This is a genomic window from Acidovorax sp. Root217 (assembly GCF_001428645.1).
In the GTDB taxonomy this organism is placed as follows: Bacteria; Pseudomonadota; Gammaproteobacteria; order Burkholderiales; family Burkholderiaceae_C; genus Acidovorax.
On the sequence record NZ_LMIH01000034.1, the window covers coordinates 20,171 to 34,475 of the forward strand.

The 14,305-nt window shown below is 69.6% G+C and carries 16 protein-coding genes; 6 read left to right on the top strand and 10 right to left on the bottom strand.

Annotated features, from left to right (window positions below; translation table 11 throughout):
- Genes ASE31_RS25225 through ASE31_RS25245 form a run of 5 tightly spaced genes read left to right on the top strand, consistent with a single transcriptional unit; the run spans position 1 to position 5,008 of the window.
- Entirely contained in the window at positions 1-975 is a 975-nt protein-coding gene (locus ASE31_RS25225) for an ABC transporter permease (RefSeq protein WP_082604370.1), read from the top strand.
- A complete protein-coding gene (locus ASE31_RS25230) occupies positions 972-2,693 on the top strand; it encodes an ABC transporter ATP-binding protein (protein WP_057204847.1) in 1,722 nt (573 codons plus the stop codon). The genes ASE31_RS25225 and ASE31_RS25230 overlap by 4 nt, the downstream gene beginning before the upstream one ends.
- Entirely contained in the window at positions 2,617-3,729 is a 1,113-nt protein-coding gene (locus tag ASE31_RS25235) for a putative FMN-dependent luciferase-like monooxygenase (RefSeq protein ID WP_157412659.1), read from the top strand. The genes ASE31_RS25230 and ASE31_RS25235 overlap by 77 nt, the downstream gene beginning before the upstream one ends.
- A complete protein-coding gene (locus ASE31_RS25240; protein WP_057204853.1) occupies positions 3,726-4,400 on the top strand; it encodes a CMD domain protein in 675 nt (224 codons plus the stop codon). Before ASE31_RS25235 ends, ASE31_RS25240 begins: the two co-directional genes overlap by 4 nt.
- The gene (locus ASE31_RS25245; RefSeq protein WP_057204856.1) at positions 4,397-5,008 is read left to right on the top strand and encodes an alkylhydroperoxidase domain protein; all 612 of its coding nucleotides are present in this window, start codon (positions 4,397-4,399) and stop codon (positions 5,006-5,008) included. Before ASE31_RS25240 ends, ASE31_RS25245 begins: the two co-directional genes overlap by 4 nt.
- Here ASE31_RS25245 and ASE31_RS25250 read toward each other — a convergent pair whose 3' ends face one another.
- The 7 genes from ASE31_RS25250 to ASE31_RS25280 all read right to left on the bottom strand — a co-directional run bounded on the left by ASE31_RS25250 (position 5,009) and on the right by ASE31_RS25280 (position 10,324).
- A complete protein-coding gene (locus ASE31_RS25250; protein ID WP_082604371.1) occupies positions 5,009-5,251 on the bottom strand; it encodes a hypothetical protein in 243 nt (80 codons plus the stop codon). It lies immediately after the preceding gene.
- Positions 5,248-6,105 (bottom strand): DUF429 domain-containing protein, encoded by an 858-nt coding sequence (locus ASE31_RS25255; protein WP_057204863.1) that lies wholly within the window; start codon positions 6,103-6,105, stop codon positions 5,248-5,250. Before ASE31_RS25255 ends, ASE31_RS25250 begins: the two co-directional genes overlap by 4 nt.
- 2 nt (positions 6,106-6,107) lie before the next feature.
- Positions 6,108-6,989, bottom strand: coding sequence for a DMT family transporter (locus ASE31_RS25260; RefSeq protein WP_057205213.1), 882 nt, complete (start codon positions 6,987-6,989; stop codon positions 6,108-6,110).
- 105 nt (positions 6,990-7,094) lie between these two features.
- Complete coding sequence (locus tag ASE31_RS25265) at positions 7,095-7,517, bottom strand: BLUF domain-containing protein (RefSeq protein ID WP_057204866.1); 423 nt, start codon at positions 7,515-7,517, stop codon at positions 7,095-7,097.
- 2 nt (positions 7,518-7,519) lie between these two features.
- A complete protein-coding gene (folE, locus tag ASE31_RS25270; RefSeq protein ID WP_057205216.1) occupies positions 7,520-8,248 on the bottom strand; it encodes a GTP cyclohydrolase I in 729 nt (242 codons plus the stop codon).
- Positions 8,249-8,366: 118 nt separating this feature from the next.
- Positions 8,367-9,584 (bottom strand): cardiolipin synthase ClsB, encoded by a 1,218-nt coding sequence (clsB, locus tag ASE31_RS25275; protein ID WP_157412660.1) that lies wholly within the window; start codon positions 9,582-9,584, stop codon positions 8,367-8,369.
- 2 nt (positions 9,585-9,586) lie between these two features.
- The gene (locus ASE31_RS25280) at positions 9,587-10,324 is read right to left on the bottom strand and encodes an endonuclease/exonuclease/phosphatase family protein (protein WP_057204869.1); all 738 of its coding nucleotides are present in this window, start codon (positions 10,322-10,324) and stop codon (positions 9,587-9,589) included.
- 133 nt (positions 10,325-10,457) lie between these two features.
- Here ASE31_RS25280 and ASE31_RS25285 point away from each other — a divergent pair, with 133 nt between their 5' ends.
- Positions 10,458-12,269, top strand: coding sequence for a response regulator (locus ASE31_RS25285; protein WP_057204872.1), 1,812 nt, complete (start codon positions 10,458-10,460; stop codon positions 12,267-12,269).
- 9 nt (positions 12,270-12,278) lie between these two features.
- Here ASE31_RS25285 and ASE31_RS25290 read toward each other — a convergent pair whose 3' ends face one another.
- From ASE31_RS25290 to ASE31_RS32830, 3 genes are all read right to left on the bottom strand, one after another.
- Positions 12,279-13,130 (bottom strand): aldolase/citrate lyase family protein, encoded by an 852-nt coding sequence (locus ASE31_RS25290; protein WP_057204876.1) that lies wholly within the window; start codon positions 13,128-13,130, stop codon positions 12,279-12,281.
- 10 nt (positions 13,131-13,140) lie between these two features.
- Positions 13,141-13,956 carry a 2-oxo-hept-4-ene-1,7-dioate hydratase gene (gene hpaH / locus ASE31_RS25295; RefSeq protein ID WP_057204880.1) on the bottom strand — a complete coding sequence of 272 codons (816 nt, stop codon included), beginning with the start codon at positions 13,954-13,956 and terminating at the stop codon, positions 13,141-13,143.
- A 9-nt stretch (positions 13,957-13,965) separates the two neighbouring features.
- A partial coding sequence (locus tag ASE31_RS32830) for a tripartite tricarboxylate transporter substrate-binding protein (RefSeq protein ID WP_255357708.1) occupies positions 13,966-14,305 on the bottom strand: 340 nt, incomplete at its 5' end.

Consider the following 14,305-nt stretch of genomic DNA (forward strand, 5'->3'; position numbering starts at 1 on the left):
ATGACGACACACACGCACACCGCAGGCCAGGGCCTGCTGATCGCCCCCACGCACTCCACACCGTCGCCCACGCCGCCCCTGCAGCGGGTGCCGCCAGCGGTGGTGCCGGTGCCCGCCGCTGCGGTGGCGGCACGCCCCTCGGCGTTCTCTCGTGCATTCTCACGCGCAGCCCGCACACTGCGCGACACGCCGCCCACGCTGCTGCTGGCCTGGGCGGTGATCGCCCTGGTGGCCCTGTGGGCGCTGGCGCCGGGCCTGTTCACCGGCTACAGCCCCATCCAGGGCACGGCCGGCCAGCAGCTGCAGGGGCCGAGCGCCGCGCACTGGCTGGGCACCGATGCGCTGGGCCGCGACGTCTATGCCCGCGTGGTGCATGGCGCAGTGCACTCGCTCTCGGGCGCCTTCGTGGCCGTGGCAGTGGGCCTGCTGCTGGGCACGCTGCTGGGCCTGGTCGCGGGCTCGGTGGGCCGCTGGGTGGACGACGCCATCATGCGCACGGTGGACGTGCTGCTGTCCGTACCCTCGCTGCTGCTGTCGCTGTCCATCATCATCATCCTGGGCTTCGGCACCATCAACGCGGCCATTGCGGTGGGCGTGGCCTCGGTGGCGGCGTTCGCGCGGCTGGTGCGCTCGGAGGTGGTGCGCGTTCGCCGCGCCGAGTACGTGGAGGCCGCCTTCGGCAGCGGCGGGCGCTTCAGCGCCGTGCTGTGGCGCCATGTGCTGCCCAATTCGCTGACCTCGGTGATCGCCATGGCGGCGCTGCAGTTCGGCTCGGCCATCCTGTCCATCTCCACGCTGGGCTTTCTGGGCTACGGCGCACCGCCACCCACGCCCGAGTGGGGCCTGCTGATCGCCGAGGGGCGCAACTACCTGGCCACCGCCTGGTGGCTGACCACCGTGCCGGGCGTGATCGTGGTGGCCGTGGTGCTCTCGGCCAACCGTATCAGCGCCGCCATCGCGAAAGGCCGCCCATGAGCAGCACCCCCCTCCCCACGCCGGTCCTCGAGGTCGAGGACCTGGCCATTGCCTACCGCGACGGGCAGCAGCACGAGCAGCGCGTGGTGCACGGCGTCTCGTTCTCCATCGCACCCGGTGAGGTGGTGGCCCTGGTGGGCGAATCGGGCTCGGGCAAGACCACCACCGCGCAGGCCGTGATCGGCCTGCTGGCCGACAACGGCCGGCTCGAGCACGGTGCCATCCGCCTGAACGGTACCGATATCGCTGGCTGGCCGCAAAAGCGCCTGGACGGCATCCGCGGCAGCGTGGTGAGCCTGATCCCGCAGGACCCGACCAGCTCGCTCAACCCCGTGCGCACGGTGGGCGAACAGGTGGGTGAAATCCTCCAGATCCACCGCCATGGCGACCGCCGCGCCATTGCCGCACGCGTGCTGGAGCTGCTCGAGCGCGTGGGCCTGTCGCAGCCCGCGCTGCGCGCGCGCCAGTACCCGCACGAGCTTTCCGGAGGCATGAAGCAGCGGGTGCTGATCGCCATCGCCATCGCGCTGCGCCCGGCGCTCATCATTGCCGACGAGCCCACCAGCGCCCTGGACGTGACGGTGCAGCGGCGCATCCTCGACCTGATCGACGATCTGCGCCGCGAGGACGGCACGGCCGTGCTGCTGGTCACGCACGACCTGGGCGTGGCGGCCGACCGGGCCGACCGGCTGGTGGTGATGCAGGGCGGCCGTATCCAGGAACAGGGCCCCACCCGGGCACTGCTGCGCGCGCCGCAGAGCGCCTACACGCGCCAGTTGCTGGCCGACGCGCCCTCGCTCTCGGTGGGCGCCTTTCGCCCGGCGTCCCGCGGCAGCGACGCCGCCGCGGGCGATGACTTCGCCATCGTGGTCGACCAACTGGTCCACGAATTTCCGGTAGCCGAGCAGAAACGCCCTTTCCGCGCGGTGGACCAGGTTTCGTTCAACGTACGCCGTGGCACCACGCATGCGCTGGTGGGCGAGTCGGGTTCGGGCAAGACCACCACCATCCGCGACGTGGTGGGCTTTGCGCGCCCCACGGCGGGCCGCATCCTCGTCGAGGGGGTAGACCTGGCCACGCTGCGCGGCGAGGCGTTGCGCCAGGTGCGCCGGCGCATCCAGCTGGTGCACCAGAACCCCTTCAGTTCGCTGGATCCGCGCCAGACGGTCTACCAGATCATCGAGGAGCCGCTGCTCAACTTCGAGCCCGTCGCTCGGGCCGAGCGCGAGCGCCGCGTGCAAGACATCCTGGCACGCGTGGGCCTGCCACCGGCCGTGCTGCAGCGCCCGCCGCGCGCGCTCTCGGGCGGGCAGCGGCAGCGCGTGGCGATTGCACGCGCCCTGGTGCTGGGCCCCCAGGTGCTGGTGCTCGACGAAGCGGTATCGGCCCTGGATGTGACCGTGCAGGCGCAGATCCTGGCGCTGCTCGAGCAGCTGCAGCGCGACCTGGGCCTGACCTATCTCTTCATCTCGCACGACCTGGCCGTGGTGCGGCAGATAGCAGACACCGTCTCGGTGCTGCAGGCCGGGCGCCAGGTGGATGCCGGGCGCGTGCAGGACGTGTTCCTGTCCCCCGGCAGCGACTACACGCGCGAACTCATCAATGCCATCCCCGGCCATGCCGCAGCAAGGAACAACGACCGTGCCCTCCATCCCCACAACGACAACTATCACCACGCCGAGCGCGAAGCGCCTGGGCTTCTTCAGCAGGCTGCTTGACGACGCCCCGGCGGGCGAGCGCTACCGCCTGGTGGCCGAGCAGATCGCCCATGCCGAGGCCCTGGGCTTCGACTCTGCCTGGGTCGCGCAGCACCACTTCCACGAGCACGAGGGCGGCCTGCCCTCGCCGCTGGTCTTCCTGGCGCATGTGGCGGCGCGCACCCACCGCATCCGCCTGGGCACCGGCATCATCACCCTGCCCCTGGAAAACGCCGTGCGCGTGGCCGAGGACGCCATCGTGCTCGACCTGCTCTCGGGCGGCCGCCTGGACGTGGGAGTGGGCACGGGCGGTACGCCCGAATCGTTTGCGGCCTTTGGGCTCGACAGCGAGGACCGCAGTGCGATCTTCGCGCGCCAGCTGGCCGTGCTGCGCGGCGCCTGGGCCGGCCAGCCCCTGGCGGGCGGTGACACGCTCTACCCCGCTGCGGCGCAGCTGCTGGGCCGCATCTGGCAGGCCACCTTCTCGGTGGCGGGCGGCACGCGCGCCGGGCAGGCGGGCGACGGGCTCATGCTCTCGCGCACCCAGCCGCGCACCGACGATGCGCCCGACGCCACGCTGGCCGAGATCCAGAACCCCATCATCGACGCCTACCTGGCCGCGCTGCCCGCCGGCAGCACGCCGCGCATCGTGGGCTCGCGCAGCCTGTTCGTGGCCGACAGCCGGCAGGAGGCGCTGCGCCTGGCCGATACTGGGCTGCGCCGCTTCGCCGAGCGCTTTGCCGCACAGGCCGCCAAATCCGGTGCAACGCCCCGTGTGGGGCCCGATGCGCCGCTTGCGCAACTGATCGCCACCTACGACGCGCACGTGGGCTCGCCCGAGGACGTGATCGCCTCGCTGCGCGCCGACGCCACGCTCGAGCGCGTGACCGATCTGGTGTTCCAGGTGCACTCCATCGACCCGCCGCACGCGGCCATCCTGCGCTCCATCGAGCTCACCGCCACCGCGGTGGCACCCGCCCTGGGTTGGGTGCCACGGCACCCGCCCGCAGCCACGCCCCGCGCTTTCATCCCCCAACCCATCACGGAGCCTGCATGACCCAGCCCCACGACACCCCGCCCGATGTGATCGACCTGCTCGCCGGCATCCAGCCCGGCGACCGGCTCGACACCATCCGCCGCCACCGCCTGCAGGCGCGCACCCATGCACAGCAGAGCTACCTGGCCCTGTTCGAGCCGGCACAGTTGCTGCCAGGCAGCCGCTTCACCCTGGCCGACCGCCAGGCCGTGGCGGCCTTCGTGGCCGGCCTGCACCAGCAGCCCGATGCCACGGCCTTCTACAACGCCGCGCTGGCATCCGAAGGCGCGCGCCAGGCCCGCCCCGGCGTGCCCCAGGGAATCGCCGCAGAGGTGGTGCGCGGCGCGGCCAGCGGCCCCTATGGCAGCTACCCGCCCGGCCCGCTGAGCGAAGAGGACCAGGCCGGCCCGGCTTACACCGTGGGCGAGGCCCAGGGCGCCGTGCTAGGCAGGCCGCTGTCGGCCGCACTCGAACACGCGCACCTGCTCACCTTGCACCCGCGCGATGCCAGCCCGGCCGCGCTGCAGAAGTTGCTCGACGCGGGCTGGGGGACGACCGACATCGTGACCCTGTCGCAGCTGGTCGCCTTTTTGGCGTTCCAGATCCGCGTGGTGGCCGGGCTGCGCGCCCTGGCTGCTGCCCCCGCGCCACGCGGGCAAGCCACCCTGTCCAACGAGGAGACGCAGGCATGAGCGACACCACCCTTTCGCACCCCGGCAACAATGAGCCGGTGGCCTTCACCCAGGCGCAGCTCAACTGGCTGCCCTGGCTCACGCCCCTGCCCGAGGCAGAGTTGACCGACCGCCACCTGGCAGGCCTGGTGGACGCTGCGCGCGCCAAGTCGCCCTACTTCATGCTGCTGGCGCGCGACCCCGACATCCTGGGCGCGCGCACCCGCACCGACAAGGACATCTTCTACAACCCCGACGCCGGCCTGCCGCGCGCCGAACGCGAACTGTCGGCCACCGCCACCTCGCGCCACAACGGCTGCATCTACTGCGCATCGGTGCATGCGCGCTTTGCCGCGCATTTCTCGGGCCGCACGGACGACGTGCAGCGCCTGCTCGACGAAGGCACGGACACCGACCTGGGCCCGCGCTGGAGCGCCATCGCCCAGGCCTCAGTGGCGCTCTCGGACACGCCGCTCGACTTCGGCACCGAACACATCACGGCGCTGCGCGACCAGGGGCTGGACGATTTCGCGATCTCGGATGCGCTGCACGGCGCGGCCTTCTTCAACTGGGCCAACCGGCTGATGCTGTCGCTCGGAGAGCCTCAAGAGGCGGCCGTGAAGGTCTGATCAGCGCATCGGAACGATGAGCACCTTGCGGCGCGGAGCGCAACCAGGGCCGTCGTGGGGCGGGCTGTCTTTCTCCCAGCCCGCGCCCGGCGAGGTCTGGGCGCAGACGCGCTGGCCATCGACCTTGCTGCGCCAGTAGAACCAGGGGGCGGGCGCGGCGAGTGCAGATGTGGCCGCGACCGCACAGGCCAGTCCCCCGGCCCAGAGCCGGACAGCCTGCATGGATACGGCAATACCTGTCATGGCGCGATTGTGGCCGCCCCTGCGCCAGCCAGGGGCATGGGCGCGGTGACGATCCAGCCCTCCAGCGGGTCCAGGCCGGGTGGCAGGCCGTAGAGCGCGTCGCCCTCCGCATGGCGCTGCTCGGCCCAGCCGGCCTGCAGCATGCACAGCACGGCGTCCAGGCTGTCGCCGCTGGCGTCGGCCACCAGGGCATCGCGCTGGGCATGGCTCAGCTTCAGGCGCAGCGCCAGGCGCGTCTGCCCCAGCTCCAGCGCGGTCAGCAGGTCCTTGCGCGCGATCAGGCGATCCGGCGTCTGCTTGGCAACATCGTCGCTCTTGTAGCTGCGCCGCTGCAGCACTTCGCGCGCGAGCAGGCCGGGGTAGGCCTCCAGCGCCACGCGCGTGGGGTCGCCTGCATGCAGGCCGGGCAGGTGCACCCCGGCGCCGAGCAGCAGTGGCACGCCTGCATGCAGCATATAGGCCACGGGCGGGTTGACCCATTTCATCGACGGGCTCGAGCCCGCCGGCCCATCGGTCGCGCGGTGCGCGAACTTGCCGCCCACGGGGCGCGCATCGCAGAAGGCGGCAAAGGCCTCGCGGATCTGTGGGCGGGTGAGCGACTGGTAGTGCTGCATGCTGGCGTGCCACTGCAGCGGCCAGCCCAGGGTCTGCAGCAGCTCGCGCGGCAGGCCGAAGGGCAGGTCGAACCCACCCACCCAGTGGCGCGGCTCGGCCAGCCAGGCGCCCACCGCGGCCAGGGTTTCCAGGCACACCAGTTCCGTCAATTGCACGCGCGCGCCATCGCGCCGGCCCAGGGCCAGCACCACGGGCTTGCGGCGCGTGGGGCTGCTCGAAAAGTCGCACCCGAGCAGCATGGCTACCCCAGCGCCAGCGCAGTGACGCCGGCCGCGATGAGCACGGCACCACAGATGCGCGCCACGCGGTCGCCTTCGCCCAGCAGGTGGCCGCCGATCAGCGCGGCGAACAGCATGGAGACCTCGCGTGCGGGCGCGACATGCGACAGGGGCGCCTCCTTCATCGCATACAGCACCAGCACATAGGCCACGGGGCTGACCATGGCCACCAGCAGCGCAAAGCGCCACTGCGCGCGCCACAATTGGCCGGCGGTGGGCAGGTCGCGCAGCACCACGGGCGCCAGCAGCGCCACGCGCACGAAGTTGCCCATGTAGTCCACGAGGATGGGCGACATCAGCAGGATCTTGACGGCATAGCCGTCGACCACCGTGTAGCTGGCGATGAAGGCCCCCGTGAGCAGGCCGTAGAACATGCCCTTGTGCACGCGCGCTCGCGCAGCCGGATCGTGCGCGGCGCGCAGCAGGCCCGGGCCGCCCGCGATCAGGAACACCCCGCCCACCACGCCCGCGATGCCGGCCACGCCCAGCGCCGAAATGCGCTCACCCAGCAGCGTGACCGCCACCAGCGAAGACATCAGCGGCCCCGAACCACGCGCCAGCGGGTAGACCACGGTGAGGTCGGCCTTGCGGTAGCCGCGCAGCAGGATGACGAAGTAGGCAACGTGCAGCAACCCGCTGGCCGCGACGAAGCCCCACTCCACCGCGCCCCACAGCGGCACCGCATCGCGCCCCAGGTACCAGCCCAGCGGCGCCCAGAACAGCATCATCAGCACCGAGGTGAAGAACGCGAAGCGCGAGTCGCCCCCCGCCTTCTTGGCCACGATGTTCCAGCAGGCATGGATCAGGCCCGCCAGGATGATGAGGCCGAAGGCATGGATGGTCACGGTGGAAAAGCGGAAAAAGGAATACAAAAAGCCGCAGCGCGCTGGCGGCTGCGGCCCGGAAATGGACGTCCGAAACGGCGGACCGGCCTTGCGACTCAGCGACCGCTAAGCGCGGCCGATGATGGAAGCAGTCGCCATCAGTTCCTCGAGCAGCGCGAACGACACCTTGCCCGACACCGCATACGGGTCGAGCTCGGGCCTCTCGGAGTACTTGAGCAGGATCGAGTGGTTGATCTTGGACAGGTTCACCTGGCCCATGGTCCAGCCGCCGAAACGGCGCTCGGTGATCTCCTCGTAGTGCAGCAGCTCCACGTTCTGGTGGCGGGCATCGCGCTGGATGTGGCCGTAGAGGTCGCTCACCGCAGCGCGGCCGCCCTCGATGGCCTGCAGAAAGATACCGCCGCCATAGCACAGCACCCCGGTGATGCCGCTGCCCGGGTTGTGCTGGCGCGACTGCGACAGGATGGCTTCGATGGCGGAAGGCGAGGTATCCACCGCGCGGCTGGCATAGAGCAGGCGTACGAGCATGGTCAGTTCTTTCCGGGGATGAGGGACAGGAATTCGCGGCGCAGCGAGGGGTCCTTGAGGAACACGCCGCGCATCACCGAGTTGATCATCTTGCTGTCCATCTCGCGCACACCGCGCCAGGACATGCAGAAGTGGCTGGCCTCCATCACGATGGCCAGGCCGTCGGGCTGGGTCTTTTCCATGATCAGGTCGGCCAATTGCACCACGGCCTCTTCCTGGATCTGCGGGCGGCCCATGACCCAGTCGACCAGGCGCGCGTACTTGGACAGGCCGATCACGTTGGTGTGCTCGTTGGGCATCACGCCGATCCAGATCTTGCCGATCACCGGACAGAAATGGTGGCTGCAGGCGCTGCGCACCGTGATGGGCCCGACGATCATGAGCTCGTTCAAGTGCTCGGCGTTGGGAAACTCGGTGATCGGCGGCTGCGCCACGTAGCGGCCCTTGAACACCTCGTTGAGGTACATCTTGGCCACGCGGCGCGCGGTGTTGTGCGTGTTGTGGTCGCCTTGCGTGTTGATGACCAGGCTGTCGAGCACGCCCTGCATCTTGACCTCGACCTCGTCCAGCAGCCTCTCCAGCTCGCCCGGCTCGATGAACTCGGCAATGTTGTCGTTGGCGTGGAAGCGCTTGCGCGCGGCGGCAAGGCGCTCTCGGATCTTGACGGAGACGGGCGTGCCTTCTTCGTCGGGCGGGATGGTCGTCATATCAGCGGCAGTGGGACTGGACATGTCCGGCATCGTAACAGTGAACGGGGCGGTACGCCTGGCAAAGGTTTTACCTGGCTACCGCCCGGCCCGCATCGCGATACAGCTACTATTTGTATAGCAGCAAAGCCTGCCATCGGTGTCAGTACCGGCGGCCCGTGATCCACAGGGCCAGGCGCATCAGCGCATGGGCCACCTGGTCGAGCACGCGCTGGCGCAGCGGGCGGCCCGCATAGCGCGCCGGCTCCATGCGCCGGCCGGACTGCTCCATGGCCTGCACCAGGCGCTGGCGCAGGTCGGCGGCAAAGGCCGCGTCCTCCACCACCACGTTGGCCTCGCGCGCCAGCAGCAGGCTCAGCGGGTCGAGGTTGGACGAGCCCACCGTCGCCCAGGGCCGCTCGCCCAGCGCATCGACCACGGCCACCTTGGCGTGCAGGAAGCTCGGCGCGTACTCGTGGATCTCCACCCCCGCCGCGAGCAGTGCGCCATACACCGGCCGCGCCGCGTGGTACTGCATGAAGTATTCGTAGCGCCCCTGCAGCAGCAGGCGCACACGCACACCGCGGCGCGTCGCCATCAGCAATGCGCGGCGCAGCTTGCCACCGGGCAGGAAGTAGGCGTAGGCAATGATCACCTCGTGCCGCGCCGCTCCGATGGCGCGGCGGTACGCCCGCTCGATGCGGCTGCGGTTGCGCACGTTGTCGCGCAGCAGCAGCGCGGCGCGCACGCGAGGGCCGTCTTCGGCCACCTGGGCAGCGTGCTGGGCGGCGCTGGCCGCGCGCAGCGCCTGCAGGGCCTCGGGCAGGCGGCGCTCGCGCATGTCGCGCACGGCCTGCATGCGCCACCACAGCTGGTCCATGGTGTCGCTGGCCACGGCCACCAGGCTGCCCGTGGCCTGCACGGCAAAGTCGAAGCGCGGCGCGGCCAGCGTGCCGAAATTGGGATCATGCAGGTCGTCGAGCACGTTGATGCCGCCGCAGAACAGCATGCAGCCGTCCACCACACACAGCTTGCGGTGCAGGCGGCGCCAGCGGTGCGGCAGCAGCAGGCCCAGCGGCCCGAGCGGCGAATAGACGCGAAACTGCACGCCAGCGGCCGAAAAGCGCTCGGTCCACTCCAGCGGAAAGGCACCCGCGCCCACGCCATCCACCACCAGTTGGGTGCGCACGCCACGCCGGGCCGCCCGCTCCAGGGCCTGCGCCACACTGGCTCCACTGCGGGTGAAGTCGAAGATGTAGGTCTCGAACTGGATGTCCGACAGTGCAGCGTCCATGGCCTTGACCAGCGCGGGAAACAGCTCCTGCGCACCCTGCAGCAGGCGCACCCGGTGGTCAGCGGTGAAGGCCGGGGACCGGACCACGGCTAGAGACGGAATTCGGCGATGAGGGGCAGGTGGTCGGACATGCGCCACCAGATGCGGCCACGCGGCACGTGCAGCGACAGGGGCGTGAGGCCGCGCACGTAGACATGGTCCAGTTGCACCAGGGGCAGGCGCGCGGGGTAGGTGAAGGCCCGGGGGTCCTCGAATTCATGCAGGCCGAAGCCGGCCAGCATGCGCTTGACCTGCAGGCCCCAGTCGTTGAAATCGCCCGCGACCACCAGCGGTGTGCCGCCGGGCACCTCGCGCTCGATGAAGCGCTGCAGCCGCTCGATCTGGCGGATGCGGCTGCCCGGAATCAACCCCAGATGAACGACGATCACGTGGATCTTGCGGCCATGGGCGTCCACCTCGACGTGCAACAGCCCGCGCTGCTCGAAGCGGTGGTCCGAAATGTCCTCGTGCTGGTGGCCGATCACGGGCCAGCGCGAGAGCAGCGCGTTGCCGTGCTCACCGTGGCGGGTGAAGGCGTTGGTGCGATACACCGCCTCGTAGCCCTCCGGGGCGAGGTACTCGGCCTGGGGCAACTCGGGCCAGCGCTGGAAGTATTTGGCCTCTCCACGGTGCAGCTTCCTAACCTCCTGCAGGCAGACGATGTCGGCATCCAGTTGCTCGACCGCATGCCCCAGGTTGTGGATCTCCAGCCGGCGGGCCGGGCCGATGCCCTGCACCCCTTTGTGGATGTTGTAGGTTGCCACCCGCAGGATGTCTGTGTTGTCCATGGCACCGATTGTGTCGCAAGCAACCGACACATGGCAGGCCGGGGGCTTACCCGCATCGCAGACTCCGCTGACCGGGCATACACTGTGCTTGCAGTGAGCAGTTACTTTTAATTACACCACCCCCGAGCTGCAGATGGCCACAGGCAAAGACCCGGATACGCCAGACATCCAGGCGCTGATCATCGACAGCAATGCCACCTCGCGCAGCATTCTGGTGGGGCAGCTGCGTGAGTACGGGGTCACCAAGATCGTGCAATGCAGCCGTGTGCGTGACGCCCGCGCCAGGCTGGAACACACGGTGTTCGACTATGTGCTGTGCGACCAGTTCTTCAGCGAATCTGGCGACTCCGGACAGACCTTGCTGGACGACTTGCGCCGTGCACAGCTGCTGCCGTTCTCCACCGTGTTTTTCATGGTCACGGCAGAGGCCTCGTATGCGGCGGTGGCCGAGGCCGCCGAGTCGGCGCTCGATGGCTACCTGCTCAAGCCCTTCACCCCGAGCGCCCTGTTCGAGCGGCTGAGCCTGGCGCGGCTGCGCAAGATCCACTTGAAGCCGATTTTCGACGCCATCGAGCAGGAAGACTTCGAGCTCGCGTCCAGCCTCTGCGTAGAACGTTTCGAGGCGCGCAAGCCCTACTGGCTGTATGCCGCGCGCATTGGCACCGAGCTGCTGCTGCGCCTGGGCCGCCACGATGAAGCCCGAACGCTGTTCGAAGCCGTCATCGCAGCGCGCGCCCTGCCCTGGGCCAAGCTCGGTGTGGCGCGCGCGCAGATCGAGTCTGGCCAGGCCACCCGCGCCATCACCACCTTGCAGGGCCTGATCGGCGAGGATGCCTCGTTTGCCGACGCCTACGACGTGCTGGGCCGCGCTCAGGTGGAACTGGGCAACTTCACCGAGGCCATCGAGACCTACCGCACGGCCAGCGCGCTCACGCCCGACTCGGTGGTGCGCCTGCAGAAGCTGGGCATGATGTCGTACTACATGGGCGACCGCAAGACGGCCGCCAGCGTGCTCTCGCGTGCGGCCATCCTGGGTATCGACTCCAAGCTGTTCGACTTCCAGGCCCTGGTGCTGCTGGCCTTTTCCTACTTTTCCGACAAGGACCGCAAGGGCATCGAACGCTGCGTGGCGGACTTTGGCCGCATCCTGGAGCGCCACCAGGACAGCCCGCGCATCCAGCGCTTTGCCAGCATTGCCCAGACCCTGCTGCTGATCCAGCAGCGGCAGTTCTCGGCCGCCGTGGCGGCGGTGCGCGACATGGCGCGCGAGATCGACGAGGCCAGCTTCGATTTCGAGGCCGCCTGCAACCTGGCCAGCCTGCTGGCCGTGCTGGCCGCGACCTCCATCGACCTGTCGGACGGCGAAAAGTGGGTGCGCTCCCTCGGGATGCGCTATGCCAACACGCGCGGCCTCACGGAGCTGATGGCCAATGCCTGCAACGTCTACCCCGCATACAGCGACATGGTGCGCGAATGCCTGCCCCAGATCAACCAGTCGGCCGAGAAAGCGATGGCCCAGAGCCTGGCGGGCGATGCCGAAGGGGCCGTGCGCAAGCTGCTGCAGCTGGCCGAAAGCTCCCTGAACTCCAAGCTGGCGGACATGGCCCAGCAGGTGCTGCTGCGCCACCGGGAGCGCATTGCCGATGCACAGGCCCTGCAGGACAGCGTGCAGGCGGTGCGCGCCCGCTGCGGCAACGCCCCGACCCGTGCGGTGCTGGGGCAGGACGGCGAGCGGCGCCCCGGCGGCGTGGTGATACGCACACGCACGCCGCCACCGCCCGAAGCGGCAGCGTCTGCCGCGCTGGCCGCCATCGCCGCCCGGGTCGAGCTGTCGGCAGACCAGATCCTGGACATGCCCGACGAGCCCTCGATCGACGAGATCCTGGGCGTGCCCACGCCCGAGCCCCACGATCCGGCGGAAAAGCTCAGGCTGCGGCCGATGTAGTGGGGGCTGTCAGCCGTAGACCGAGGCGCCTGCCACTGGAGACTGTGGCTGCGCGGGATGCAGCGCCCGCCCATACCGCGCCGCCAGATCCCGCGTGGCGGCCACCAGCACGCTGGTGTCCACCCCCACGGCCACGAAGACGGCGCCCAGCTCCAGGTAGCGGCGCGCCAGCTTTTCATCGGCCATCAGGATGCCGGGGGCCTTGCCGGCGGCCAGCACGCGGCGTATCCCGCTCTCGATGGCCTCCTGTACCTCAGGGTGCCCGGGATTGCCCACATGGCCCATGCTGGCCGAGAGGTCGGCCGGGCCGAAGAACACGCCATCCACGCCCGGCGTGTGCGCAATGGCGTCCAGGTTCTCGATGGCCAGCGTGCTCTCGGCCTGCACCAGCAGGCACGCCTGGGCATTGGCCTCTTTGAGATACCCGGGATAGCGCATCCACTGCGAGGCGCGCGCCAGGCCCGCGCCCATGCCGCGGATGCCGCCCTGCCCGTCGTCCTGCGGGTAGCGCATGGCACGCACCAGCTGCGCGGCCTGCTCGGGCGTGTCCACCATGGGCACCAACAGGGTCAGCGCGCCGATGTCCAGGTACTGCTTGATCAGCGCCGTGTCGCCCACCGGCACGCGGGCCACCGGGTGCGGGCCAGAGCCCAGCATGGCGCGCGCGCTGGCGATGCCCTGCAGCTGCTCCAGCATGCGCGGCACGTCGTTGGGCGCGTGCTCGCCGTCAAGCAGCAGCCAGTCGAAACCAGCCCCTGCGACGAGCTCGGCCGCATAGCCGCTGGCCAGGCCGAACCACAGGCCGATCTGCGGCGTGCGCGCGACCAGGGCCTGCTTGAAGGTGTTCACGGGTGTATGCAAGGCAGTCCCCTCAAACGAAGCGGAAGGCGATATTGCCCAGCGGCCCATAGTCCGCATGGAAGGTGTCGCCCGCGGCAGCCGCCACGGGCCGCGTGAACGAGCCGCCCAGCACCACCTCGCCCGCCTCCAGCCCCTCGCCATAGGGTGCAAGCTTGTTGGCCAGCCAGGCCACGCCGGTGGCCGGGTGGTTGAGCACCGCAGCGGCCAGGCCCGATTCCTCGATCACCCCGTTCTTGTAGAGCAGCGCGCCGCACCAGCGCAGGTCCACCGCATCGGGACGCACGGGGCGCCCGCCGGTGATGATGCCGGCATTGGCCGCGTTGTCCGAGATGGTGTCGAACACCTTGCGCATCACGCCCGTGTGGCGGTCGTGCTGCTCGATGCGCGCATCGATGATCTCGATGGCGGGCACCACGTACTCGGTGGCGGCCAGCACGTCGAAGATGTTCACCGGCGGGCGCCCCGGCTCGCCGCGCAAAGGCTTGTTGAGCACGAAGGCCAGCTCCACCTCCACGCGCGGCAGGATGAAGCGCTGCATGGGGATGTCGCCGCCCTCGGCGAAGAACATGTCGTCCAGCAGGGTGCCGAAGTCGGGCTCGGTGATCTGGCTGGCGACCTGCATGGCGCGCGAGGTCAGGCCGATCTTGTGGCCGCGCACCGTGCGGCCCTCGGCGATCTTCATCGCCACCCAGGCGCGCGAGATGGCATAGCCGTCCTGCACCGTCATACCGGGGTGGCGTTTGGAGAAATGCTCCACCTGCACGCGGGTCTTCTCGGCCTGGTGCAGCTCAAGAGCGAGCTGCTGGATCAATGCATCGTCAAGCATGGGGAGTCCTCAGGATTCTGCAGTGAAGCCAATGGCTTTCACGATGGGACCCCATTTGTCGCCATCGGCCTTGAGCAGCGCCGCCAGCTCAGCGGGAGTGGACGAACGCGCCTCCAGCCCCATGGCCGCCAACCCGGCGACCACGTCCTTGTCGGCCAGCGCGGTGCGGATGGCGGCATTCGCCTTGGCCACCACCTCGGCCGGCGCCTTGCCGGGCAGGAAGAAGCCGAACCATTCGTTGTAGGCCATGTCCTTGAAGCCCTGCTCGATCAGCGTGCTGACGCCCGGCATGAACTTGTTGCGCGTGGCGCCCGAGGTGGCCAGCACGCGGATCTTGCCGCCTGAGAGG

Bases quoted from the DNA above. Each gene is read 5' to 3' on its own strand.
- ASE31_RS25240 (WP_057204853.1), top strand. From the start codon at position 3,726: ATGACCCAGCCCCACGACACCCCGCCCGATGTGATCGACCTGCTCGCC.
- ASE31_RS25265 (WP_057204866.1), bottom strand. From the start codon at position 7,517: ATGCTCGTACGCCTGCTCTATGCCAGCCGCGCGGTGGATACCTCGCCT.
- ASE31_RS25280 (WP_057204869.1), bottom strand. From the start codon at position 10,324: ATGGACAACACAGACATCCTGCGGGTGGCAACCTACAACATCCACAAA.
- ASE31_RS25255 (WP_057204863.1), bottom strand. From the start codon at position 6,105: ATGCTGCTCGGGTGCGACTTTTCGAGCAGCCCCACGCGCCGCAAGCCC.
- ASE31_RS25230 (WP_057204847.1), top strand. From the start codon at position 972: ATGAGCAGCACCCCCCTCCCCACGCCGGTCCTCGAGGTCGAGGACCTG.
- ASE31_RS25225 (WP_082604370.1), top strand. From the start codon at position 1: ATGACGACACACACGCACACCGCAGGCCAGGGCCTGCTGATCGCCCCC.
- hpaH (WP_057204880.1), bottom strand. From the start codon at position 13,956: ATGCTTGACGATGCATTGATCCAGCAGCTCGCTCTTGAGCTGCACCAG.
- ASE31_RS25245 (WP_057204856.1), top strand. From the start codon at position 4,397: ATGAGCGACACCACCCTTTCGCACCCCGGCAACAATGAGCCGGTGGCC.
- folE (WP_057205216.1), bottom strand. From the start codon at position 8,248: ATGTCCAGTCCCACTGCCGCTGATATGACGACCATCCCGCCCGACGAA.
- ASE31_RS25250 (WP_082604371.1), bottom strand. From the start codon at position 5,251: ATGACAGGTATTGCCGTATCCATGCAGGCTGTCCGGCTCTGGGCCGGG.
- ASE31_RS25285 (WP_057204872.1), top strand. From the start codon at position 10,458: ATGGCCACAGGCAAAGACCCGGATACGCCAGACATCCAGGCGCTGATC.